This window comes from Bordetella genomosp. 9, from assembly GCF_002261425.1.
In the GTDB taxonomy this organism is placed as follows: Bacteria; Pseudomonadota; Gammaproteobacteria; order Burkholderiales; family Burkholderiaceae_B; genus Bordetella_C.
The window spans coordinates 2,024,023-2,048,158 of the sequence record NZ_NEVJ01000003.1 but is presented as its reverse complement, the minus strand read 5'-3'; the positions used below and the strand labels follow the sequence as shown (position 1 = coordinate 2,048,158).

Annotated in this window: 21 protein-coding genes; 6 read left to right on the top strand and 15 right to left on the bottom strand. The window is 68.0% G+C overall.

From position 1 onward, the window contains the following. Positions 1-298 precede the first annotated feature (298 nt). Together CAL26_RS20360 and CAL26_RS20355 are read left to right on the top strand one after the other, a co-directional pair. Positions 299-583 (top strand): DUF4212 domain-containing protein, encoded by a 285-nt coding sequence (locus tag CAL26_RS20360; protein ID WP_094848556.1) that lies wholly within the window; start codon positions 299-301, stop codon positions 581-583. Next, positions 576-2,717: a VC_2705 family sodium/solute symporter gene (locus tag CAL26_RS20355; RefSeq protein ID WP_256988540.1), complete on the top strand. Its 2,142-nt coding sequence runs from the start codon at positions 576-578 to the stop codon at positions 2,715-2,717. The genes CAL26_RS20360 and CAL26_RS20355 overlap by 8 nt, the downstream gene beginning before the upstream one ends. Before the next feature lie 116 nt (positions 2,718-2,833). Here CAL26_RS20355 and CAL26_RS20350 read toward each other — a convergent pair whose 3' ends face one another. The 3 genes from CAL26_RS20350 to trxB form a co-directional block, all read right to left on the bottom strand. Then, positions 2,834-3,838 carry a Bug family tripartite tricarboxylate transporter substrate binding protein gene (locus tag CAL26_RS20350; protein WP_094848554.1) on the bottom strand — a complete coding sequence of 335 codons (1,005 nt, stop codon included), beginning with the start codon at positions 3,836-3,838 and terminating at the stop codon, positions 2,834-2,836. A gap of 274 nt (positions 3,839-4,112) precedes the next feature. Then, on the bottom strand, positions 4,113-4,850 hold the full coding sequence (locus CAL26_RS20345; protein ID WP_094848553.1) for a Smr/MutS family protein: 738 nt from the start codon (positions 4,848-4,850) through the stop codon (positions 4,113-4,115). Then, complete coding sequence (trxB, locus tag CAL26_RS20340) at positions 4,837-5,796, bottom strand: thioredoxin-disulfide reductase (protein WP_094848552.1); 960 nt, start codon at positions 5,794-5,796, stop codon at positions 4,837-4,839. The genes CAL26_RS20345 and trxB overlap by 14 nt, the downstream gene beginning before the upstream one ends. A gap of 43 nt (positions 5,797-5,839) precedes the next feature. On the opposite strand from trxB, the gene CAL26_RS20335 reads away from it, so the two are divergent. The 3 genes from CAL26_RS20335 (at position 5,840) to CAL26_RS20325 (ending at position 9,109) form a co-directional block, all read left to right on the top strand. Next, entirely contained in the window at positions 5,840-8,203 is a 2,364-nt protein-coding gene (locus CAL26_RS20335) for a DNA translocase FtsK (RefSeq protein WP_094848551.1), read from the top strand. A gap of 2 nt (positions 8,204-8,205) precedes the next feature. Then, positions 8,206-8,850 (top strand): outer membrane lipoprotein chaperone LolA, encoded by a 645-nt coding sequence (lolA, locus tag CAL26_RS20330; RefSeq protein WP_094849995.1) that lies wholly within the window; start codon positions 8,206-8,208, stop codon positions 8,848-8,850. Between the two features lie 76 nt (positions 8,851-8,926). Continuing rightward, positions 8,927-9,109: a hypothetical protein gene (locus CAL26_RS20325; RefSeq protein WP_094848550.1), complete on the top strand. Its 183-nt coding sequence runs from the start codon at positions 8,927-8,929 to the stop codon at positions 9,107-9,109. A 32-nt stretch (positions 9,110-9,141) separates the two neighbouring features. Here the strand turns inward: CAL26_RS20325 and CAL26_RS20320 are convergent, their stop codons facing one another. The 3 genes from CAL26_RS20320 to CAL26_RS20310 all read right to left on the bottom strand — a co-directional run bounded on the left by CAL26_RS20320 (position 9,142) and on the right by CAL26_RS20310 (position 13,088). Next, the gene (locus CAL26_RS20320) at positions 9,142-10,272 is read right to left on the bottom strand and encodes a CaiB/BaiF CoA transferase family protein (protein WP_094848549.1); all 1,131 of its coding nucleotides are present in this window, start codon (positions 10,270-10,272) and stop codon (positions 9,142-9,144) included. A gap of 79 nt (positions 10,273-10,351) precedes the next feature. Then, positions 10,352-11,341, bottom strand: a complete 990-nt coding sequence (locus tag CAL26_RS20315; RefSeq protein ID WP_373454497.1) for a Bug family tripartite tricarboxylate transporter substrate binding protein — start codon at positions 11,339-11,341, stop codon at positions 10,352-10,354. Positions 11,342-11,414: 73 nt separating this feature from the next. Further along, positions 11,415-13,088 carry an acyl-CoA dehydrogenase family protein gene (locus tag CAL26_RS20310; protein ID WP_094848547.1) on the bottom strand — a complete coding sequence of 558 codons (1,674 nt, stop codon included), beginning with the start codon at positions 13,086-13,088 and terminating at the stop codon, positions 11,415-11,417. Between the two features lie 113 nt (positions 13,089-13,201). On the opposite strand from CAL26_RS20310, the gene CAL26_RS20305 reads away from it, so the two are divergent. Continuing rightward, positions 13,202-14,083, top strand: coding sequence for a LysR substrate-binding domain-containing protein (locus tag CAL26_RS20305; RefSeq protein WP_094848546.1), 882 nt, complete (start codon positions 13,202-13,204; stop codon positions 14,081-14,083). A 28-nt stretch (positions 14,084-14,111) separates the two neighbouring features. Here CAL26_RS20305 and CAL26_RS20300 read toward each other — a convergent pair whose 3' ends face one another. From CAL26_RS20300 to CAL26_RS20260, 9 genes are all read right to left on the bottom strand, one after another. Further along, positions 14,112-14,525, bottom strand: a complete 414-nt coding sequence (locus CAL26_RS20300) for a RidA family protein (protein WP_094848545.1) — start codon at positions 14,523-14,525, stop codon at positions 14,112-14,114. A gap of 99 nt (positions 14,526-14,624) precedes the next feature. After that, positions 14,625-16,106 (bottom strand): N-acyl-D-amino-acid deacylase family protein, encoded by a 1,482-nt coding sequence (locus tag CAL26_RS20295; protein WP_094848544.1) that lies wholly within the window; start codon positions 16,104-16,106, stop codon positions 14,625-14,627. Between the two features lie 4 nt (positions 16,107-16,110). Then, on the bottom strand, positions 16,111-16,983 hold the full coding sequence (locus CAL26_RS20290; RefSeq protein WP_086066479.1) for a MurR/RpiR family transcriptional regulator: 873 nt from the start codon (positions 16,981-16,983) through the stop codon (positions 16,111-16,113). Between the two features lie 56 nt (positions 16,984-17,039). Continuing rightward, a complete protein-coding gene (locus CAL26_RS20285; RefSeq protein WP_094849994.1) occupies positions 17,040-18,056 on the bottom strand; it encodes an ABC transporter ATP-binding protein in 1,017 nt (338 codons plus the stop codon). An 8-nt stretch (positions 18,057-18,064) separates the two neighbouring features. Beyond that, positions 18,065-19,072 (bottom strand): ABC transporter ATP-binding protein, encoded by a 1,008-nt coding sequence (locus tag CAL26_RS20280; protein WP_094848543.1) that lies wholly within the window; start codon positions 19,070-19,072, stop codon positions 18,065-18,067. Between the two features lie 3 nt (positions 19,073-19,075). Continuing rightward, entirely contained in the window at positions 19,076-19,945 is an 870-nt protein-coding gene (locus CAL26_RS20275) for an ABC transporter permease (RefSeq protein ID WP_094848542.1), read from the bottom strand. Beyond that, entirely contained in the window at positions 19,945-20,886 is a 942-nt protein-coding gene (locus CAL26_RS20270; protein WP_094848541.1) for an ABC transporter permease, read from the bottom strand. Before CAL26_RS20270 ends, CAL26_RS20275 begins: the two co-directional genes overlap by 1 nt. A 19-nt stretch (positions 20,887-20,905) precedes the next feature. Continuing rightward, complete coding sequence (locus tag CAL26_RS20265) at positions 20,906-22,462, bottom strand: ABC transporter substrate-binding protein (RefSeq protein WP_094848540.1); 1,557 nt, start codon at positions 22,460-22,462, stop codon at positions 20,906-20,908. Between the two features lie 149 nt (positions 22,463-22,611). Continuing rightward, positions 22,612-23,883 (bottom strand): amino acid deaminase, encoded by a 1,272-nt coding sequence (locus CAL26_RS20260; RefSeq protein ID WP_094848539.1) that lies wholly within the window; start codon positions 23,881-23,883, stop codon positions 22,612-22,614. Positions 23,884-24,136: the final 253 nt, after the last annotated feature.

The following is a 24,136-nucleotide window of genomic DNA, read 5'->3' as shown; positions in this document are numbered from 1 at the left end:
GGAATATAAAAATCCCTGCGTGCACCAAATTGGTGCTTGTCTCCCTTAGGTAAATGCGCCGTCCTAGGGCATACCCCTAGTGTTTCATTCCCGGAGATGGTGCAGAATTCCGTTCCATGCAGGTGAGGAGACAAAAGCCCCTCTGAGGGCTCAAAACCGGGCGGCACCGGTACATAAAAGAAGCTGTACCTAGAAAAGCAAACGCACAACGGCTGGCACCAGGCAGTGCCAGCCGTTGTCGCATTCAGGGTCCGGTTTTCACGCCCCAGGCGCGGCCGGCGTTCCAGAAGGCCCTGCCATGGCGCATACGCCGACTCCGCAAAACGCTGAATCCGTGGACGAGCTGCTCGCTTCCCGAGCGCGTGCCCCATTGTGGGGGCGCAATGTCCGGCTCATCGCGCTGCTGCTGGTCCTGTGGGCCGCCTTGACCGTCGTTCCCGCCTGGTTCGCGCGCTCCTTGCTCTTCCCTGTCGCCGGCTGGCCCTTCGCCTACTGGATGGCCGCCTTCGGCGCCCCCCTGGCGTACCTGGCCATCGTCGTCGCCTACGCACGGATCATGAATGGCGCCGACGGGGATGACTGACACCCCGGCGCGGGTCTACGTGCTCTACGCCGCCGGCTTCGCCTTGCTCATCCTGGTGCTGGGCCTGCTGGAAGTCCTGGGCATGCCGCGCAACTGGATAGGCTATGTCTTCCTGCTGGTGACGTTCAGCCTGTACGCCGGCATCGGCATCGTCTGCCGGACGTCCGATCCCGTCGAGTATTACGTCGCGGGCCGCCGCGTGCCGGCTTTCTACAACGGCATGGCCACGGCCGCCGACTGGATGTCGGTGGCGTCCTTCATCGGCGTCGCCGGCACGCTGTACGTCGGCGGCTATGCGGGACTGGCGTATGTGATGGGGTGGACCGGCGGCTATGTGCTGGTCGCGCTGCTGCTCGCGCCTTATCTGCGCAAGTTCGGCCAATACACCCTGCCGGATTTCATGGGCGCGCGCTTTGGCGGCAACCTGCCGCGCCTGGTGGGCGTGGCCTGCGCGGTGCTGTGTTCGTTCACCTACCTGGTCGCGCAGATCTACGGCGTGGGCATCATCACGACGCGCATGACGGGGATTTCGTTCGAGCTGGGGATCTTCCTGGCATTGGGCGGCATGCTGGTGTGTTCCTTCCTGGGCGGCATGCGCGCGGTGACGTGGACGCAGGTCGGACAATTCATCATCCTCATCATGGCCTACGTGATCCCGGTCGTGTGGCTGTCGATCAAGTTCACCGGCATGGCGCTGCCGCCGATGGCCGCGGGGGTGGCGCTGGAGCAGGTGGTGCAACAGGAAAGCCGGCTGCTGGACGACGACGCCGAGCGTGCGGTGCGCCGTGAGTGGCAGGCGCGCGCGGATCGCGTCGACGAGTTGCTGCGCACCTTGCCGGGTTCGTGGGTGAGCGAAAAAGCCCGCCTGCGCGATCGCCTGGCGCAGTTGAACGCGGCGGACGCGCCGATGCTGGAAATACGTTCGGTGCAGCGCGAGCTGGACGCGTATCCGGTCACGGTGGAAGAAGCGCGCTCGCGCTGGTATCGCGACCGGCAGGAGTTCCGCGCGCGGGCGCGGCCGCCCGTGCCGGCGGCACAGCCTTATCCGACGGTGGCGCAGTCTGATCCTTCGGCGGCCCAGCCTGATCCCGCGGAAACCGGCCAGCCCGCGGGCCAGGAGACGGAGACCCCTGCCGCCTGGGAGCCGCAGCGCGCCAACTTCATCGCCCTGGCCCTGTGCCTGATGCTGGGGACGGCGGGGCTGCCGCACATCCTGATGCGCTCCTACACCACGCCATCCGTGGGCGCCGCGCGCCGGTCGGTCTGCTGGACCTTGCTGTTCATCCTGCTGCTGTACCTGCTCGCGCCCGCGCTGGCCATCCTGGTCAAGTACGTGATCTACACGCACTTGGTCGGCGCCCGTTTCAGCGCGCTGCCCGACTGGGTGGCGGCATGGAGCGCCATCAGTCCCACGCTGGTGAGCGTGGTCGACGTCAACGGCGACGGCGTCGTGCAGCTGGGCGAAATCCACATGGGCGCGGACGTGGTGGTGCTGGCCTTGCCGGAGATCGGCGGCCTGCCCTACGTGGTATCGGGGTTGGTGGCGGCCGGCGGCCTGGCGGCGGCGCTCTCGACGGCGGACGGACTGCTGCTGACGCTGTCCAATGCGCTGTCGCACGACATGCTGTACCGGGTCGTCTCGCCCCGCATGCCGGCGGCGCGCCGGGTCATGGTGTCCAAGGTCCTGCTGCTGGTGGTGGCATTCGCCGCGGCCTGGGTGGCGGCGCGGCGGCCGGCCGACATCCTGATCATGGTGTCGGCGGCGTTTTCCGTGGCGGCGTCTTCTTTCTTTCCCGTGCTGGTGATGGGGATCTTCTGGAAGCGCGCCAATAAATGGGGGGCGACGGCCGGCGTGGCCGTCGGGCTGGCGGTGACCTTCAGCTACATGGCGCACAGCCACCCGTGGCTGCGCGAGCTGGTATTCGGGATCTCGCCGACCCAGCCGCTCGAATTGTGGTGGGGCATACAGCCTGTGGCCGCCGGCATCTTCGGCGCGCCCGCGGCGTTCCTGGCGATCGTGGTGGTGTCGCTGCTGACACCGCGTCCGGATCCGGCCACGGAGGCCCTGGTGGACTATGTGCGCGATCCGCGCAGGGCGCCGCCCGGCGAGCCGCGGGAGGCTGGCCGCGCCTGAGCCGGCCACGCCTGGGCCGGCCACGCCTGGGCCGGCCGCGCCTGAGCCGGCCGCGCCCGATAGTGCCTGAACCTTTCCTTGCGGGCGGCCGCCGCCCGCGCGGCGCCGTGCGCGCCTTATTCGGCGTGCACGTTCGCCTTGCGCACCACCTCGCCCCAGCGTTTTTCTTCCGACACGATGAACGCCGCGAAGGCCTCGGGACCGGCGCCGGAGATCTCGCTGGAATCCTGCTCCAGCCGTTGGCGCACCGACTCCGCCGCCAGCGCGGCATGGCCGGCCTTGTTCAGCCGCGCGATGACCGGCGCCGGCGTGCCGGCGGGCGCCAGCAGGCCGAACCATTGCGAGCTTTCAAAGCCGGGATAGCCCGATTCCGCGACCGTGGGCACGTTCGGAATGGCGTCCAGGCGGCGCGCCGAACCCACCGCGATCAGCTTTACCCGACCGCTCTGGGCCTGCGGCAGCAAGCCTGGCAGCCCCGCCGATGCCGCGTCGATATTGCCGGCCAGCAGATCCTGCAATTGTGCGCCCGTGCCCTTGTAGGGAACGTGCACGACGTCGATGCCGGTGGCGGTCTTCAGCATTTCGAAGGCCAGGTGCCCCGCGCTGCCGTTGCCGGCCGAGCCGTAGTTCAACGTGCCCGGCTTGGCCTTGGCCAGGGCCACGAAGGATTGCAGGTCATCGGCCGGCACGCGCGCGTTCAGGGCGAAGACCATGGGCAGCTTGGCCAGCAGGATGATGGGCGCGAAATCCTTGACCGGATCGTAGGGCAGGTTGCGCATCATCGCCGGATTGACGGCCAGGGTGCCGACGTGGCCGAGGATCAGGGTGTAGCCGTCGGGACGGGCGCGCGCGGCTTCCATCGTGGCGATGCTGCCCTGGCCGCCGCCTTTGTTTTCCACGACCACCTGCTGGCCCAGGTCGCGCGACATTTCGACGGCCACGGCACGCGCGATGACGTCCGAACTGCCGCCGGGCCCGTAAGGCACCAGCAGGCGGATGGGGCGGGTGGGGTTCCAGTCCTCGGCGGCCGCGGGGCGCAGGCCCACGGCCGTGAACATGATGGCGGCCAGGGCGAGCAGGCGGGCGCCATGCCTGCCGCCGAAAAGGGCGGTATGCAACATATGTCTGTCTCCTCTTTGGGACGTTTCCGGATACGGTCGGTGCCGCCGTCGCGAGCGGCCCGCGCATGATGCGGGGGGCGCGGCGGGGCCGTAAAGCGCAAATATCCGGATGACTGTTGCGTGTCACGCATCAATGCGCGGACGCCGGCGCACCGCGATCGCGGTGCGCGACATACGCGCTATGAAATGCGAAACGCGAACCGCGCACTGTGTAGTCGCAAACCGCGTGGTCGCGGATTGCGTAGTCGCGTAACAGGGATCGCCAAGCGGCGAATTACCGCCGGGCTTCTTCCATCTGCCGCAGCAGCACCAGCAGCGCGCCCGAGCCGCCTTCGCGCGGCGGGGCTTCGGAAAAGGCGATGACTTCCGGCTTCTGCGCCAGCCAGGTCCGCGCCTTGTCCTTGAGCACGGGATTCAGGCCTTCGGAACCGTAGCCCTTGCCGTGCACGACACGCACGCAGCGTATGCCGTGCTCGAGGCATTCGTCGACGAAGGACAGCACCGCGTGGCGCGCCTGCTCCACGCGCAGGCCGTGCAGGTCCAGTTCCGCGCCGGCCTGCCATTCGCCGCGCCGCAGCTTGCGCGCGGTATCCGGCGCGGCGTCGGCGCGCACGTAGGCGGTGCCGTTCTCTGAAAGCAGATGCGTGACGCCGCCATCGGAAACGCCGGCATCCGCACGGGCGGCCGTTTCGCCCAGGGCGGCGGCGCGGCGTTGGACGGGGATGTCGTCGGGAGCCGGCCGGTGCGCATGCACCACCCGCGCTTCGGCGCGCAGCGGCGTGACCGCGCCCATGGCCTTGCGGAAGGCGCGCAGGTCGTCGGCGGGATCGGATGGCGGCGCGGCGGTCCGCGTGGCCGCGGAACCTGCCGTCTGGGCGGATTCGCGCGCGGCGGCGGCACGCGCCGCCTGCGCGGCCGCAGCCTCCGCCTGTTGCCGCAGCGTGCGCGCCTGCGCCTGCGCCTGCTCGTGCAGGCGCTTCAGGTCGCCGAAACCCGCTTTACTGTCCCGCATTCTCCAGCCACCGCTGTGCGTCCAGGGCCGCCATGCAGCCGGTGGCCGCGCTGGTGATCGCCTGGCGATAGACATGGTCCTGCACGTCGCCGGCGGCGAACACGCCCGGCACCGACGTCATCGTCGCCATGCCGGACAAGCCGCTCTTGGTGACGATGTAGCCGTCCTTCATGTCCAGCTTGCCCTGGAAGATATCCGTATTCGGATGGTGGCCGATGGCGATGAACGCGCCGGTCGCCGCCAGGTCTTCCGTCTGGCCGGTCTTGTTGCTGCGGATGCGCACGCCGGTGACGCCGCTGTCGTCGCCCAGGACTTCTTCCAGCTCGGAAAACAGCTTCAGCTTCATGTTGCCGTTTTCGACCTTGTCCATCAGGCGGTCCACCAGGATGGGCTCGGCGCGGAACTTGTCGCGGCGATGGATCATGGTGACGGTGCGGCAGATATTCGACAGGTACAGCGCTTCTTCGACGGCGGTGTTGCCGCCGCCCACCACCACCACGTCCTGGTTCTTGTAGAAGAACCCGTCGCAGGTGGCGCAGCCGGACACGCCGCGGCCCATGAAGGACTGCTCGCTGGGCAGGCCCAGGTATTTCGCGGAGGCGCCGGTGGCGATGATCAGCGAATCGCAGGTGTAGACGTTGCCCGTATCGCCCGTGAGCGTAAAGGGGCGTTGCGTCAAATCCACGCTCGCGATGTGGTCGAACACGATTTCAGTGTTAAAACGTTCGGCGTGCTGCTGGAACCGCTGCATCAATTCCGGGCCCTGCACCCCTTGCGCGTCGGCGGGCCAATTGTCGACCTCGGTGGTCGTCATCAGCTGGCCGCCCTGCGCCAGGCCGGTGACCAGGACGGGCTTCAGGTTGGCGCGCGCGGCATAGACCGCCGCGGTATAGCCGGCCGGACCGGAGCCGAGAATCAGCAGTTGGGCATGTTTGGAAGTAGTCATCGGGCACGCTAGGCAAAGTGGACGCCCAATTATAATGAGGCCTATGCCGCGTATTTCAACCGCTTCTCCGCGCGCTTCGCGCAACACGCGCAATGGCCCGTCGCCGTTGCAAACCCGTATTTCCTCCCTGCTGCGCGAGGCGCGGTGGATACTTTTCGCCGCCATGGCCGCGTGGCTGACCCTGGTGCTGGCCACCTGGAGCTCCGCCGATCCCGGCTGGTCGCATTCCGTGCCCGCGGGCGTGGTGCACAACAAGGGCGGCACGCTGGGCGCCTACCTGGCTGACATCCTGCTGTACCTGTTCGGTTTTTCCGCCTGGTGGTGGGTGATCCTGCTGCTGCACCGCGTGCGGGCCGGCTACCGCCGGCTGGCCGGCCATCTGCGCACCCCGGCCGCCAATGCCGAACTGCCGCGCGTGCGCTGGGAGCAGGGCGTGGGTTTCGGCATGCTGCTGATCGGCTCCATGGGGCTGGAAGCGCTGCGCCTGTATTCCTTGGGGACGCATCTGCCCGGCAGCGCGGACGGCGGCAGCGGCGCCGGCGGCGTAATCGGCCATACGCTGGCGCAACAACTGTCCAGCGCCATCGGTTTTACCGGTGGGACACTGGTCTTCCTGGTGCTGGTCGCCATCGGGCTCAGCCTGTTCTTTTCCTTTTCGTGGCTGGCCATCGCCGAACGGGTCGGTGGCTCCATCGAAGGACTGCTGCGGCGCGCCCGCGCTTCCGTCGATGCGCGCCAGGACCGCAAGCTGGGCGAAGTCGCGCAGGCGGAGCGTACCGAACAGGTCGTGGCCAAGCAGGAAAAACTGGTGCACGAGCAACCCGTGCGCATCGAGCCGGCCATTACCGTGGTGCCCAAGTCCGACCGTGTCCAGCGCGAAAAACAGCAGACGCTGTTCGCCCCGCCGGAAGGCGAAGGCGACCTGCCCACGATCAGCCTGCTGGATCCGCCTCCGGTCATGCAGGAAACCGTGTCGGCCGAGACCATCGAATTCACCTCGCGCCTGATCGAGAAAAAGCTCGCCGATTTCGGCGTCAGCGTGGTCGTGGTGGCGGCGCAGGCGGGGCCGGTCATCACGCGTTATGAAATCGAGCCGGCCACCGGCGTGAAGGGCAGCCAGGTGGTGAACCTGGCCAAGGACCTCGCGCGCGCGCTCAGCCTGGTCAGCATCCGCGTGGTCGAAACCATACCGGGCAAGAACCTGATGGGGCTGGAACTGCCCAATCCGCGCCGGCAGATGGTGAAGCTGTCGGAAATCCTCGGCTCGCAGACGTATCACGCCAGCGCGTCCACCGTGACGATGGCCCTGGGCAAGGATATCGCCGGCAATCCCGTCGTCGCCGACCTGGCCAAGATGCCGCACCTGCTGGTCGCCGGTACCACCGGCTCGGGCAAGTCGGTGGGGATCAATGCCATGATCCTGTCGCTGCTCTACAAGGCCGACGCGGCGCAGACGCGGCTGATCCTGATCGACCCCAAGATGCTGGAAATGAGCGTCTACGAAGGCATCCCGCACCTGCTGGCGCCGGTGGTGACCGACATGCGCCATGCCGCCAACGCGCTGAACTGGTGCGTGGCCGAAATGGAAAAGCGCTACCGCCTGATGAGCAAGATGGGCGTGCGCAATCTGGCCGGCTTCAACACCAAGATCCGCGACGCCATCAAGCGCGAAGAGCCCATCCCCAATCCGTTCTCGCTGACGCCCGACCAGCCCGAGCCGCTGCAGCCGCTGCCGACCATCGTGGTGGTGATCGACGAGCTGGCCGACCTGATGATGGTGGTGGGCAAGAAGATCGAGGAACTGATCGCGCGCCTGGCGCAGAAGGCGCGCGCCGCCGGCATCCACCTGATCCTGGCCACGCAGCGTCCCAGCGTGGACGTCATCACCGGCCTGATCAAGGCCAATATCCCCACGCGCATCGCTTTCCAGGTGTCTTCCAAGATCGACTCGCGCACCATCCTCGACCAGATGGGCGCGGAAACCCTGCTGGGCCAGGGCGACATGCTGTACATGCCGCCGGGCACGGGCTTGCCGGTGCGCGTGCACGGCGCCTTCGTGTCCGATGACGAAGTGCATCGCGTGGTCGAGCATCTGAAGTCGCAGGGCGAACCCAACTACGTCGAAGGCCTGCTGGAAGGCGGCGTGGAGGGGGAAACCGGCGATGGCGTCGGCAGCGTGACGGGCTTTACCGACAGCGAGTCCGATCCCATGTACGACCAGGCCTGCGAAGTGGTGCTGAAGCATCGCCGCGCGTCGATCTCGCTGGTGCAGCGGCACTTGCGCATCGGCTACAACCGCGCGGCGCGCCTGCTCGAGCAGATGGAGCAGTCGGGCATGGTGTCCGCGATGCAATCCAACGGCAACCGCGAAATTCTGGTCCCCGCCGCCGCGCGGGAGGAAGCTTGATGATGCGACTACCACGCAGCCTGGCCGTGCTGGCCTCGACCGCGGCGATCTCCCTGGCGGCGCTGCTGCCCGCCCAGGCGTTCGCCGCCACGGCGCAGGAGCAACTGCACGCCTTTGTGTCGTCGGTGACGGCGGCTACCGGATCATTCACCCAATCCACGTCGGGCGCGCAGCAGTCGCAGCCGCGTCCGGCGCAAAGCGGCACGTTCTCGTTCCAACGGCCCGGCAAATTCAAATGGGCGGTGCAGAAGCCCTACGAACAGCTCATCGTCGCCGACGGCAAGCAGGTCTATCAGTACGATCCGGACCTGGCGCAGGTCACGGTGCGCAAGGTGGACCAGGCCATCGGTACCTCGCCCGCCGCCATCCTGTTCGGCTCCGGCTCGCTGGAGCAGTCCTTCGACGTATCGGCGCTCCCGGCCAAGGATGGCCTGGAGTGGCTGCGCGCCAAGCCGCGCACCACCGACGCGGGGTTCTCGCGCGTGGACATCGGCTTCAAGGACAACCGCCCGGTGCGCATCGAACTGCTGGATGCGTTCGGCCAGACCACCCGCGTCGACCTGTCCAACATCGTGCCCAATCCGGCGATCAACGCGCAGGATTTCACCTTCACGCCGCCCAAGGGTGTGGATGTGGTGAACATGTAGGCAGTATTCTTGCTTGGCAAGGGGCCGACGCCATTCCCGGGCGATCTTGCCCGGTCGGCCTGATCGCGAGGTCATCATGAAGATACGCAACAAGCTTTTCCACCTGGCCGCGGCCTGCATGCTGGGCGTGCTGCTGGGCGGCTGCGCCAATGACGGGCGCTTCGACCATCCCGGCCCGCCGCATCCGGGCGCGGCCAATCCCTGGGCCAGCGACCGCGGCTGGGGGCCCGGGCCGAACTACCCGGCCACTGGACCTTGATGATGCGGGGCCGCCATATTGGCGGCCCTGTTTCAATCTTGCTGCTCGAAATCGGTGCCCGGCGTCAGCGGCGCGTGGCGATAGCTTGCTGGCGTGCGGCTCAACTTGACCGGTGCGCCCAGGCCGCGATAATCCGGGCCGATTTCCACCACCATGTCGCGATGGGCGGTGTGTGGATGGTCCAGCGCGGCGTCCATATCCAGTACCGGCGCGGCCGGCACATTGGCCGCCATCAAGCGGTCGACCAGGCTGGCCGCCTGGAAGCCGGCCAGCGCCTGCTCCAGCAATGCCTTCAGTTCCACCCGGTGCGTGGAACGCGCGCCCGGCGTGGCGAACCGCGCATCCTCTGCGAGTTCCGCGCGGCCCAGTATGTCGCAGAGCGTGGCGAACTGCCGGTCGTTGCCGATCGCCAGGAATACCGGATCCGTGCCGGTGCGGAAGGTGTCGTAGGGATAGATGTTCGGATGCGCGTTGCCGGTACGGCGCGGCTTGCGTCCGTCCATGAACCAGTTGGCGGCATGCGGATGCAGCAGCGAAAGCCCGCTGTCGTACAGCGTGGCTTCGACGAACTGGCCCTTGCCGCTGCGATGGCGTTCCTGCAAGGCCAGCAGGATGCCGATCACCGCGTTCAGGCCGGTGACCATGTCCACCACCGGCAGGCCCACGCGCAGGGGCTCGCCGCCGGCTTCGCCGTTCACGCTCATGATGCCGCTCATGGCCTGCACCGCGGCGTCATAGCCCGCCAGTCCGCCCAGCGGACCGTCGGCGCCGAAGCCGGACACGCGGCACCAGACCAGGCGCGGAAACCGTTGCGACAAGGCGTCGAAGCCCATGCCCCAGCGTTCCATCGTGCCGGTCTTGAAGTTCTCCACGAGCACGTCGGCCTGCTCGAGCAGTTCCAGCAGGCGCTCGCGTCCGGCCGGCTGGGACAGGTCCAGATGCTGCACGCGCTTGTTGCGGTTCAGGCCCATGTAGTACGAGGCCACGCCATTCTTGAACGGCGGTCCCCAGGTGCGGGTATCGTCGCCTTGCGGCGGCTCTATCTTCAGCACGTCGGCGCCGTGGTCGCCCAGTATCTGGCCGCAGTAGGGGCCGCCCAGGATGCGGGAAATATCCAGGACGCGGATACCGGCCAGCGCGCCGGCGGTGGGGACGGAAGTCATGCGGACTGCTCCGGGGCATGGCCGATGTGGCGGGATGCCCGATGTCGGTTCATGGGGCGGGGCAAGGGCGCTCGAAGCATCAATTCAAGGGGATGCCCGACGACTGGATCACCTTGGCCCATTTGGTTTTTTCCTGCGCGATGAAGGCGCCCAGCGCCTGCGGCGAGTGGTCGGGCGCGGCCTCCAGCCCCTGGGAGGCGAACAGGGCCTTGACCTTGTCGGAGTTCAGCGCCTGCACGAAGGCCTTGTTCAGGATCGCGATGCGGTCCGGCGGGGTGTTGGCGGGCGCGACGATGCCGAAGAACACGCTGACGTCGTAGCCCGGGTATCCCTGTTCCGCCACGGTCGGCACGTCGGGCAGGGCGCGCGAACGCTTGGCGGTCGTGACGCCCAGCGCGCGCAGCTTGCCGGATTCCACGAAAGGCTTGGCGGTCAGCACGTCGGTGAAGCTCATCGCGACGTGGTCGCCCAGCAGGTCGTTCAAGGCGGGGCCGGTGCCCTTGTACGGAATGTGCAGGAAGTCCGTGCCGGCCAGGGAGTTGAACATCACGCCGGCCAGGTGCGACGACGCGCCGGTGCCCGACGACGCGAAGGCCAGCTTGCCGGGGCGGGTCTTGGAGTACGCCACCAGTTCCGGCACGGTCTTGGCCGGGATGCTGGGATTCACCACCAGGATGTTCGGCAGGTAGCCGACGTGGATCACCGGGGCGTAGCTCTTGACCGGGTCGTAGTTGATCTGGCTGTACAGGCTGGAATTGATCGCCAGCGGGCCGGACGTGCCGAACATCAGGGTGTAGCCGTCCGGCTGCGCGCGCGCGACGAATTCCGCGCCGATATTGCCATTGGCGCCGGCGCGGTTCTCCACGATCATGGGCTGCGGCAGATAGTGCGAGATTTCCGTGGCCAGGGTGCGCCCCATGGCGTCGGTGGGGCCGCCGGGCGGGTATGGGATGACCAGCGTCAACGGCTTGGACGGGAAGGTGTCGGCGGCCCGGGCGGGCGCGGCGCCCAGGATGGCCACGGCGGCGCAACCCGCGGCGAGCACGGTCAGGAAGGAAGGTTTATGCACGTCTTGTCTCCGGATTGTTTTGGATGTTCTGGATGTTTTGGATGTTTTGATGTGAAGCGTGTGATAACCCCGGTCAGGCGCCGGCGCGTTGCCACGCCGACGGAATCCCATCGGGCGCCAGGGGATCGCGCGGCAGCACGCGATGCCGCAGGGCCAGTTGGGCCCAGCGCAGGCGGTCGGCCGAGCCGGTGGCGGATGCCTCCCAGCTCATCGCGATCGCGCTGGTGCAGTGGTAGAGCGCCGACGCCGCCTGCCGCGCCAGGACATCGCCGCCTTCGCGCGCCGCGGTCTCCGCCAGCGCGCAGGCGCCTTCCATTGCCTGGCGCAGGGCTTCCGTATAGGCGGGCGCCAGGTCCGCGCGCGCCAGCAGCGCCAGGTTATGGGCCTTCAGCACCGGCAGGGAGTTTTCCCTTTTGACGGCGCGGATCACGTCCAGCGCCACGATGTTGCTGGTGCCTTCCCATATCGACCCCAGGTGCGCGTCGCGCAGCAGGCGGGGATCGCTCCATTCCTCGATATAGCCGCAGCCGCCGCGCACTTCCATGGCGTCGCCCGTGACCTTGCGGGCGTCGCGGCAGGCGCGGAACTTGATCAAGGGCGTCAGGATGCGCAGCAGGGCGTATGCATCCGTTTCGCCGGCATCCGACCGCGCCAGGGCCTGGGCGGTCTGGAACACCATGGTGCGCGCCTGCTCGGCCGGCACGCGCAGTTTGTCCAACTGGCGCCGCATCAGCGGCATCTCGTCCAGCGTACGGCCGAAGGCGCGCCGTTCGCGGGCGACGAATTCCGCTTCGGCGACGGCGCGCCGCATCAGCCCCGCCGCGCGCACGCCATTGGACAGGCGCGAATTATTCACCATGTCGGCCATCTGCACGAAGCCGCGGCCCGGTTCGCCGACCAGATGGGCGACCGCGCCTTCCAGGCGTATTTCACCGCTGGCCATGGAGCGCGTGCCCAGCTTGTCCTTCAGGCGGATGATGCGGTAGTGATTGGTGCTGCCGTCGTCCAGGCGGCGCGGCAGGAGGAATAGCGATACGCCTTTCAAGCCATCCTGCGCCCCTTCCGCGCGGGCCAGCACCATCGCCAGGTCGGCGTCGGGATTGGAGCAGAACCACTTGTCGCCATACAGCCGCCATTGCCCCTGGTCGTCGCGGCGCGCCTCGGTGGCGGTGGCCGCGATATCCGAGCCCGCGCCCTGCTCGGTCATGAACATGGCGCCCTGCGCCAGTTCGTCGAAGTCCAGCGAGCTCAGCCGCGGCAGATAGCGTTCCACCAGCGCGGGATCGCCGAACTTGCGCAGCGTGCGCGTCAGGGAATCCGTCATGGACACCGGGCAGCACAGGCCGAATTCGGATTGCACGAACAGGAAGGTCAGCACGTACTTGACGATGGGCGGCATGGGGCCTTGCCACCCCAGGGTCTCGCTGCGATGCGACATCGCCCCCAGGCCGAATTCGCTGAGCGCCAGCCTTTCCATTTCCACGTAGGCCGGGTGCTTGATGACCCGCTGTTCGTCCAGGCCGCTGCGGCTGCGGACCTGCAGGGTGGGCGGGTTGTGGTCGGCGATGGCGGCCAGTTCGTCCAGGCGTCCGCCGGCCAGTTCGCCCAGGCGATGGAAATGCGGCGTCATATGGCGCAGCAGATCCGCCGGCAGATACAGCGGCAGCAGCGTGCGCAGTGCTTCGTCGCTGGCGTAGAAGTTGTCGCCGCGGCGGTCCGGCACGGGATGTTGGGCGGCTGGCTGCATGCCGATGTCTCCTTTTATAGGTCTGGTCACCGGATTCTAGGGAGGCGGTCGATAGGTATCCAATATTGATTATGTCTTGTACGATTCGAATCAAGTATCGTCAGGACCATCCGATGGAGCTACGCCACCTGCGCTATTTTTCCGTGCTCGCCGAAGAACTGCACTTCGGCCGGGCCGCCGCGCGGCTGGCGATTTCGCAGCCGCCGCTGTCGGTCGCGATACGCCAGCTGGAGGACAGCATCGGCGCGCGCCTGTTCGAGCGCAACAACAAGGAGGTCCGCCTGACGGCCGCCGGCGTCGCCATGCGGCTGTCGGCACGCAAGATCCTGGCGCAGGCCGAAGAAGCGGCCCTGGAAGCGCGTGACGCCGCCGCCGGCCTGATCGGCAATCTGCGTATCGGTTTCGTGGGCGCGATGCTGTATCGCGGGCTGCCGCAGGCGCTGCGCGGCTTCCAGGAACGCTATCCCGGGGTACGTATCAAGCTCACCGAAATGAACTCAGGCGAGCAGATCACCGAGTTGATGCACAACGGCATGGACCTGGGCTTCATCCATACCAGCCGCATGCCGGAGACGCTGGAAAGCCGGCTGCTGGTGACCGAACCCTTCGTATGCTGCCTGCCGGCCCGGCATCCGTTGGCGCGCAAGGCCGCCGTGCGGCCGGCGGACCTGCGCGACCAGCCCTTCGTGCTGTTCGGCCAGGGCGTGTCGCCGGATTATCACGACCGCATCCTGTCCATTTGCGCGCAGGCCGGTTTTCGTCCGCAGGTGCGGCATGAGGCCCGCCATTGGCTGGCGGTCGTGTCGATGGTGTCGCAGGGGCTGGGCGTGGCCCTCGTGCCGCAGGCGCTGCGGCATTCCGCCTTGCGCGGCGCCGTGTTCAAGCCGCTGGCGGGCGCGGGCGCCCGATCGGATGCCTACGGCGTGTGGCGGCGCGATGCGCGCAATCCGCTGATCGAACGCCTGCTGGATGAGTTCGGCGCGGCGGCGGCCTGAACCGCAGCCGGACGCTCAACCCCAGTCGTCAGGGCTTTTTATACGCGACGCAGTCGATCTCGACCTTCGCGTCTACGACCAGGCGGGTTTCGACGCAGGCGCGCGCGGGCGGGTGCTCGCCGAAGTAGGACTTGAATACCTTGTTGAACGACGCGAAATCCCGCGCGTCGTCCAGCCAGACGCCGCAACGCACGACGTGTTCGGGGCCATAGCCGGCTTCGGCCAGGATGCCCAGCAACTGCTGGATGGCCTTGTGCGACTGCGGCACGATGCCGCCTTCGGTCACTTCGCCGTCATCCATGGGCACCTGGCCGGAAACGTACAGCCAGCCATCGGCCGCCACCGCGCGCGCGAAAGGCATGTGGCTGCCGCCGCCGCCGGTGCTGCCGCCAGCGCCGTAGCGGGTGATGCCGTTGGCATCGGGTTTGGGGGTGTCGCTCATGGAGTACTCCTTGGTTTCAGGGTGGGACGCCGTGCCGGCGCCCCACGATTCGAATGGAAGGCGCGGGCCCGGGTTCCCCGGGCGCCCGCGGTCTCGGCTTCAGCCATTCAACAGCGCGAATCCGCCGCGCAGGTCGCCCTGCCGCGGCAGCCAGCGTCCGGCACGGTGGCCGGTGGCCACGCCCCGCCAGTAGGAAAGCTCGCCATTGACCCAGACGCCATCGATGCCCGCCGACGCCTGCAGCGGCGTGTCGAAGGTCGCGCGGTCCATGACCGTGTCCGGGTCGAACAGTACCAGGTCCGCCCAATTGCCTTCGCGTATCAGCCCGCGGTCGCGCAGGCCGAAGCGTGCGGCCGACAGTCCGGTCATCTTGCGCACCGCCTCGGCCAGCGGGAACAGGCCGACGTCGCGGCTGTAGTGCCCCAGCACGCGCGGAAAGGCGCCCCACAGCCGCGGATGCGGGTGCGGGTCGTTGGGCAGGCCGTCGGAACCGATCATCGTCAGCGTGTGGGCCAGCACGCGCCGCACGTCGTCTTCGTGCATGCCGTGGTACACGGCCCCGGCGGGCTGCAGCCGCCGCGCGGCATCCATCAGCGGCAGGTCCCAGTCGCGCGCGATGTCGGCCAGCTTGCGTCCCGCCTGCTCGGGATGCGGCGTGGACCAGGTGATGTCGATATCGAAGTCCGCAGTGACCTGCTTCAGGTCCAGGGTCGACGAGCTGGCGGAATACGGATAGCAGTCGCAGCCCACGTGCTGCATGCGTCCGGCCTGCTCCAGGCTGGCCAGCACTTCGGTGGTGCGGCCCCAGTTGCCTGCGCCGGCGCACTTCAGGTGCGAGATCACCACCGGCACGCGCGCATGGCGCGCCACCGCGTAGGCTTCCTGCATGGCGTCCAGGATTTCGGCGAACTCCGAGCGCAGATGCGTGGTGTACAGGGCGCCGAATTCATCCAGCACCTGCGCCAGCGCCTGCACCTCCTCGGTGCTGGCGTTGTAGGCCGATGCGTAGGCCAGGCCGGTGCTCAGGCCGATGGCCCCGTGCGCCAGCGCATCGCGCAACTGCGCGCGCATGGCGTCGATTTCCGTGGCCGTGGCCACGCGGTCCAGGCGATCCATGTGGTTGTTGCGCAGCGCCGTGTGGCCGATCAGCGCCGCCACGTTCACCGAGGGCCGCGCGCGATCGACCGCGGCGGTGTAGTCGGCGAAGCGCGGATACTGGAAGTCGGCTTCCTGCCCCAACAGGTTCATGGGGTCGGGCACGTCGCCGCGCAGCCGTACCGGCGACGCGCTGATGCCGCAATTGCCCACGACCACGGTGGTCACGCCCTGCGACAGCTTGGGCAGCATGTCGGGCTGGCGGATGACGTTGGTGTCGTCGTGCGTGTGCACGTCGATGAACCCGGGCGACAGCACGCGCGGACGTCCGTTGGGGCCGTGGCCGTCGATGCGCGCGCGCGCCGGCGCGTCGTCGGCCACGCCGATGGCGGCGATACGGCCTTCGCGCAGGGCGACGTTGGCCTGGAATTCGGCGGCGCCGCTGCCATCCAGCACGCGGACCGGGCCGATCAGGGTGTCGTACATCGTGTCAATCTCCAAGCGGCAGGCGATTGGGCCCGCCGCGATATTCGTCCAGCGCCAGCTTGATGCGGCGCAGGCGGTCGCGGGTTTCGTCCTGCCGCGCCATGGCCAGTTCGGTAGCCAGCAGGTCGATGGCCAGCATCATCGCGTAGCGCGACGCCGATGGCTTGTAGATGAAGTCGGTTTCGTCGGTGCGCACCGGAATCACCACGTCGGCCAGCTCGGCCAGCGGCGCGGTGGCGTCCGTCAGCGCGACGATGCGGGCGCGGTATTGCTTGACGATGCGCGCGCCGGACAGCATTTCAGGCGTCAACCCGGACGCGGACAGCATGATTACCGCATCGCGTTCGTCCAGGGTGGCGGCGACCATGCGCAGCAGCACCGCGTCGCTGTAGGCTGCCACGGGATAACCCAGGCGCACCATCCGCGACTGCATTTCCTGCGCCAGCACCGCCGACGCGCCGCCCATGCCGAAGACATAGGTCATGCGCGCGCCGCGCACGATTTCCATGGCTTGCTCGAACAAGGGCTCGGTGTACAGGGGCAGGTGCGCGCGCAGCGTGCTTTCGATATCGGCGTAGATGCGCGCGTAGAAGGTGCTTTCCTCGGCGGGCGTGTTGCGATCCAGGAAACGCGTGCCGACGGCGCTGGCCTGGGCCAGCTTCATCTTCAGGTCGCGCGTGTCGTCGCAGCCCACCGAGCGCGCGAAGCGCGAGATCGTGGCGATGCTGACGCCGGCCTTGCCCGCCAGCTGGTCGACCGTGGCGCCGGCCGCCATCGCGATGTCGTCCAGGATGGCGTCGGCCACCTTGCGCTCGGTCGCGCTCAGCGTGTCGCGGCAGCTGCGTATCTGGTAGACGATGTCGCGGATCTGGGTCATGGCGGGTTCTGCAAACGGGGAAGCGGGTCGGGTCGCGGGGCCGGTCGGTGTCGTTTTCAAGCCAGCTCGTCCGCCCGCAGGCAGGCCACCCATTGGCCTTCGCCGACAGGCTGCTGCGCCGGCACGGTGCGCGCACAGGCGTCGATGGCGTGCGGGCAGCGCGTGCGGAAGACGCAGCCCGAAGGCGGATCCATGGGGCTGGGGATGTCCCCCTTCAACAGGATGCGGTTGCGCGGGGCGCGCGGGTCGGGCACCGGAGCGGCGGACAGCAGGGCGCGAGTATACGGGTGCCGCGGCGCGGCATAGACGCGCCGCGTGGGCCCGCTTTCCATGACCCGGCCCAGGTACATCACCACCACTTCGTCGCACAGGTAATTCACCACCGCCAGGTCGTGGGCGACGAACAGCATGGCCAGGCCCAGGTCGCGCTGCAGATCCTGTAGCAGGTTCAATACCTGCGCCTGCACGGACACGTCCAGGGCCGACACCGGTTCGTCGGCGACGATGAAGTCGGGCTCGACCGCCAGCGCGCGCGCGATGCCGATGCGTTGGCGCTGCCCGCCGGAAAACTCGTGGGGATAGCGGCGGGCGTGGTCGGCGTTCAAACCGACGCGCGTGAGCAGTTCGGCGATGCGTTCATGGCGGCGGTCGCGCGCCAGCTTGTGGGTGTCCAGGGCTTCGCCGAGGATCTCCGCCACGGTCATGCGCGGATTCAGGCTGGCGTACGGATCCTGGAAGACGATCTGCATGCGGCGGCGCCAGGGCAGCATGGCGGCTTCGCCCAGGCGGCTCAGGTCGGCGCCGTCGAACAGCACCTTGCCGCCGCTGGCGGGTACCAGGCGCAGCAGGGCGCGCCCGGTCGTCGTCTTGCCGGAGCCGGATTCGCCGACCAGGCCGACGATGGAATTGCGGCGCACGTCGAAGCTGACGCCGTCGACCGCCTTGACGACGGGCGCGCCGCGGCGCGACGAGGTCGGGAAATGCACGCGCAGGTCCTGCACGCTGAGCAGGGGGCTGGCGTCGCGCGCCGGCGCGGCGTTGCCGGCGGCGGCCAGGGGCGGGGCGTCGGTCATGGCGTCCATCATGCGGGGGTCACTTTGATGCAGCGCGCGCGGTGGCCGCCGCGCACGTCGGTCAGGTCGGGCACCGCGCGGGTGCAGGCCTCGCTGGCCAGCTCGCAGCGCGGCGCGTAGGTGCAGCCGGCGGGCAGGGCCAGCACGCTGGGGACGTTGCCGGGGATCGCGCGCAGGCGTTCGCCGCTGGCCAGCAGCGCGTCGGTCGGTATGCACGACAGCAGCCCGCGCGTATAGGGATGGCTGGGCCGCTCGAACAGGTCGTAGACATCGGCGTCCTCGACCACGCGGCCGGCGTACATCACCGCGACGCGGTGGGCGATCTCGGCCACCACCCCCAGGTTGTGCGTGATGAACAGGATGCTCATGCCCAGCTCCGCCTGCAGGCGCCGCAGCAGGTCCAGGATCTGCGCCTGCACCGTCACGTCCAGCGCCGTGGTGGGCTCGTCGGCGATCAGTACCGACGGGTTGCAGGCCAGCGCCAGCGCGATCATCACGCGCTGCCGCATGCCGCCCGACATCTGGTGCGGGTACTCGCCGATGCGACGCTCGGCGGCGGGGATTTCCACGCGTTCCAGCATTTCGCGGGCGCGCCGCAGGGCCGCGGCGCGCGAGCCGCCTTCGTGCTGGAGCACGGCTTCGGCGATCTGGTCGCCCACCGTGTACAGCGGATTCAGGCTGGTCATCGGCTCCTGGAAGATCATGGCGATCTCCTTGCCGCGGATATCCTGCATGCGCGCCGCCGATGCCGAGGCCAGGTCATGCTCGACGCCGGCGCGGTCACGGAAGCGGATGTGGCCGGCCTCGATACGTCCGGCAGGCTTGGGCAGCAAGCCCATGATGGACAGGCTGGTCACCGATTTTCCCGACCCGGATTCGCCGACGATGGCCAGTGTTTCGCCGCGCGCCAGGTCGAAGGTCACGCCGTCCACCGATTTGGCGATACCGTCGCGGCTGTGAAACCAGGTCTTGAGTCCTTCCACCGAAAGAACGACGTCGCGTCTGCTTGCCGTCATCGCTCACAACTCCTTGCGCAGGCGAGGGTCCAGCACATCGCGCAGACCATCGCCCACCAATTGCAGGGACAGCACCGACAGCACGATGGCGATGCCCGGAAAAATCATGATCCAGTCGGCCGAGCCCATGTACTGCTGGCCGGCGTTGATCATCGTGCCCCAGGTCGGTATGTCGGGCGACACGCCCACCCCCAGGAAAGACAGGCCCGCCTCGGCCAGGATGGCGTAGGCGAAGATGAACGTGCCCTGCACCAGGATGGGCGACACCAGGTTGCGCAGCACGTGCACGGCGACGATGCGGCGCGTCGGCACGCCCAGGGCGCGCGCGGCTTCCACGAAGGGCAGCTCGCGGATCACCAGGGTGGACGCCCGCACGATGCGCGCCAGTCGCGGCGTGTAGACGATGCCCAGCGCGATCACCACGTTGATCACCGATGGTCCCAGCGCCGCCACCAGCGAAATGGCCAGCAGGATGTCGGGGAACGCCATCATCGCGTCGATCAGCCGCGACACGAACTTGTCGGCGCCGCGGAAGAAACCGGCGATCAGCCCCAGCGCGATGCCCAGCACGCTGGACAGTATCACCACCGCGAATCCCACCGTCAGCGACAGCCGTCCGCCATAGACCACCCGGCTGAAGACGTCGCGGCCGAAATCGTCGGTGCCGAACCAGTGCGCGCCGCTGGGCGGCTTGAGCCGGTTGATGATCGACAGCTTGTAGGGGTCGTAGGGGCTGATCAGGGGCGCCAGCAGCGCCGCGCCGACCAGCACGACCAGCACGATCAGGCTCAGCAGCACGGTCTTGCGCGAGACCAGCAGGCGCAGGACCTGCCAGCGTTCGCCGCCAGCATGCGAGGAAAGGACCATGGACATCAGTAGCGTACCCGCGGATCGACCGCCAGATAGAGCAGGTCGATGAGAAGATTGATCAGCACGTAGATCGCGGCCACCACCAGCAAGGCGCCCTGTATCACCGGATAGTCGCGGCGCAGGACCGCCGAGACCACCAGGCTGCCGACGCCGGGCAGGCCGAACACGGTTTCCGTCACCACGGCGCCGCTGACCAGCAGCGCCGTGGTCAGGCCCAGCACGGTCAGGATCGGGATCAGGGCATTGCGCACCGCGTGCTTGATGATGACCTTGCGTTCGGGCAGGCCCTTGGCCCGCGCGGTGCGCACGTAGTCGTCACGCAGCACGTCCAGCATGCTGGCGCGGATGAAGCGCGTGATCAGCGCCGAATTGACCAGGCCCAGCACGACCGCCGGCAGGATCAGATGGCTCAATCGCGTGCCGAAGGACGCATCCGGGCCGCCATAGCCCGACACCGGCAGCCAGCCCAGTTTCACCGCGAACACCTGCATCAGCAGCAACCCCAGCCAGAAGCTGGGCACGCTGGATGTGAACATGGAAAAACTCAGCACCGACTGGTCCAGCGTGGTCCCGCGTTTGACGGCGGACAGGATCCCCACCGGCAGCGCGATCACGGTGGCGATGATCAGCGACATCAGCGTAAGCCAGAACGTCGGCTCGGCGCGGTCGGCCAGGGCCGACAGCACCGGCTTGTTCAGGAAAATCGACTGGCCCAGGTCGCCGCGCGCCAGCTGGCCCAGCCAGGTCACGTACTGCACCGGCAGCGGCTGGTCCAGGCCCAGCCGGATGCGCAGGGCGGCGATATCCTGCTGGCTGGCTTCCGGTCCGAGCATCACCGCGGCCGGATCGCCGGGGGTGACCCGGATGATCACGAAGACGATCGTGGCCACCAGGAACATCACGGCGACCAGGCCGAGCAGGCGGTTGAAAAGATAGGACAACACAGGCAATCCTCGGCGCGGCTTACTTCGGTGCCTTCCAGGCGTTCCAGAAGTAGGGCCAGGGGGCCGGCGTCACGCCTTGCAGGGCAGGGGATTTCGCGGCCACCGCATTGAAGTCGCCGACCTTGATGAAGGGCACTTCATCGAAAATCGCCTGCTGCACGTCGCCCCACAGCTTCACGCGTTCGTCCTGCGACGTCGCGCGGTTGAAGGCGTCCAGCACCTGGTTGCGGCGCGGCGTGTCCCACCATCCCGGGGAGTTCTTCGACGGGAAGTCGATCAGCGCGGGCTCCGGCAGGAAGGGGCTGTGCGTGATGAAGATATCCCACAGGGCGGGGTCCTGGCGGCGCTGCGTGAGCGTGGCCCAGTCGACCACCTGCATATCCACCTTGAAGCCGGCCTGCTTCAGGTACTCGGCGGCGACCAGCGCCATCTTGTAGTGGAATTCGTACTGCTGGCTGGTCAGGATGCGGATGGTGCGGTCGGGGATGCCGGCGGCGGCGATCAGCTTCTTGGCGCCTTCGGCATCGCCCTTGTTGTAGGCCTGGGTGCCGCGATCGGTGTACCAGGGATAGCCCTTGGGATACATGGCGCCGTCCACCGTGTAGTAGTCGGTGCTGCCGAAGGCGGCGGCCAGCATGTCTTCCTCGTTCAGCGCCATCTGCACGGCCTGGCGCATCTTGAGGTTGGACATGATGCCCTGCTTGGTGTTCAACACCAGGCGCGGCCAGCCGAAGGGCTTGAGCAGCACGGCCTGCGATTGTCCGGACTTCAGCTTGCCGGCCGATTCCACGGCGATGGAGTCGACGTAGTCGTACTGGCCGGCCACGGCGCTTTCCAGCCGCGTATTGGCGTTGGGCACCGGCACGAAGCGGATTTCGTCCAGGTTCTGCTCGCGCGCGCCGCCATAGCCGTCCGGCTGGCCGCCGCGCGACTTGTAGCCGGGGAAGCGCACCAGCTGCAGGTATTGGTCGGGCACGCGCGCTTTCACCATATAGGGACCGGTGCCGATGTATTCGGTGATGGTGGGCGCGATCTTGCTCTTGGGCATGATGGCCGCGGCGGCATTGTTCATGGCCAGCAGGGCCGTCAGCGGGGCGTAGGGCTGGGTCAGCGTGATGCGCACCGTGTGGTCGTCGGCCGCTTCGATGGCCTTGATCAGCGGCGCGGTCGCCTTGCCGCGCGACGCCGTCGTGGTCCAGCGCTGCAGCGAGGCGATCACGTCGTCGACGGTCATCTTGCTGCCGTCATGGAAGCTGACGTCGGTGCGGATGGGGATGGCCACCGTCAGGCCGTCGGCGCTGACGGTGGGCAGCGCCTGCGCCAGCAGCGGCGTCACGTTCCACTTGGCGTCGAAGGTGTACAGCGTTTCGTAGATGTGCTGGCTGATGATGCCGACCAGGTCCGCCGTGCTGGCCATGGGGTCCAGGGTGGGCGGTTCGCCGATGGTGGCGACGGAAATCGTGCCGCCCTTGACGGGCGCCGCATGCGCGGGCGCGCCCAGGGCCGCCACGCCCAGCGCGGCGGCCAGCAGCAGCGTTTTCAACCCGTCGCGGCGACGGGAGACCATTGCGTTCATCGAGTGTGCTCCAGAAGTTCTAGGCGGAGTCGCCGCCGGACGGAACTGCTACTTCGGTAAGAGGTCGGGGCCGGCCGCGCGGGCATCGGGGCCGCGGGCCGGGCCGGGTTCGGGTTGCAAACGGCGGGTGCGATATCGGCTCGGGATCGTTAGAAGAATGTCTGCGCGACATCGACGACCCGGTAGTCGTCGTCCACCAGCAGCACCTGCTTCCATTTGTCGAAAGTCAGGCAAGGATGCGAAATATCGAAGCCGATCATGTCGCCCACCTGGATGTCGTCGCCGTCGGCGATGCGCATGAAGGCGTGCTGGTCCATCATCGCGGTGACTTCCCAGCCGGCCGTCACAGCGGTGGGCGCGGCCGCGCCGGGCCGGTAATGGCGCGCCGGTACCGGCAAGCCGGCATCGAAGGCCGCGTCGCGCTTGCCCATGCCGATAATGGCGCGCCCCGGCTCGGGCAGCGATTGCACATAGGCCCACACTTGCAGGGCCGGCATCAGTCCCGGCGCCATGCCCCGCGCGACGTCGTTTTCCCGACCGATCCGTTCGGCCGCGCCGCGATAGATGCCCACGTCGTGGCTCAGGTAGCAGCCGGGCCGCAGCACGACGTCCAGCGGCCGGCCGATGTCCAGGCCGGAGAATTCCTGCGCCACCACGTCGAACCAGGCCGACCCCGCGCCGGTCAGGATGGCCGCGCCTTGGGGCGCCAGCTTGCCCGCGGCCTGCAGGCCGCGCAGCGTATCGACCGCGCGGCGCAGGAAGTCGCGTATCTTGCCTTCATCGGACAGCACGCCTTCGTAAATCTCGATGCCCGCCAGCGCCAGCGACTGGGGCCAGCGCGCGATTTCGTCGGTCACGCGCTGCAACGCCGCGTCGTCGCGCACGCCGGTACGCCCGCCCGGCACGCCCAATTCGACCAGCACCCGCAGTACGCGCCCCTGCTCGGCGAAGTACTTGCCCAGTTGCGCGATATTGGCCGGGTCATCGACCAGGCAGCAGAATTCGAAACCCGGGTCGCGGAGCAGTTCCGCGATCAATGCCATGTTGGCGCGGCCCACCAACTGGTTGGCCATCAGGATGCGCCGCACGCCATGGCGGTAGGCGGCATTCACCTGCGGCGCCGTCGCCAGGGTGATCCCCCAGGCACCGCCTTCCAGCTGCCGATGGAACAGGGCGGGACTCATCGTCGTCTTGCCGTGCGGCGCCAGCTGGACCTGGTAGGCGCGCATGAATTCCTGCATCCACGCCAGGTTGTGGCGGATCCGCGATTCGTACAGGACGGCGGCGGGCAGGCTGACATCCTCGGCCAGCAGGTTCCAGCCCAGGCCCGCCGCCTGGGCCGGCGTACAGCCGGCGGGGAAGGCGCCCAGGCCTTTGCCGGCGGGGTCGAGGGGAGGGTAGGAAGGCGTGGAGTCCGGCATGGCGGCTGTCGCAATCTGAAAATTTTTACCGGGAAATCCGGTTTTTGTGATTATCCTGAAAATTATTTACAGCGCGCCAGCCGGGTTTTCCCCAGTACGGGACGCGCGGCGGCCTGCGGCGGTGCACGCGGGCACCGCGCCACCCGACGCCGGCCGCTCGGCCGGGACCGGCGCCAGCTCTCGCGCCGGCCCGGCGTCGCCCAGGCGTCGGGCCCAGGCGTCGGCCCGGGCGTCGGCCCGGGCGTCGGCCCAG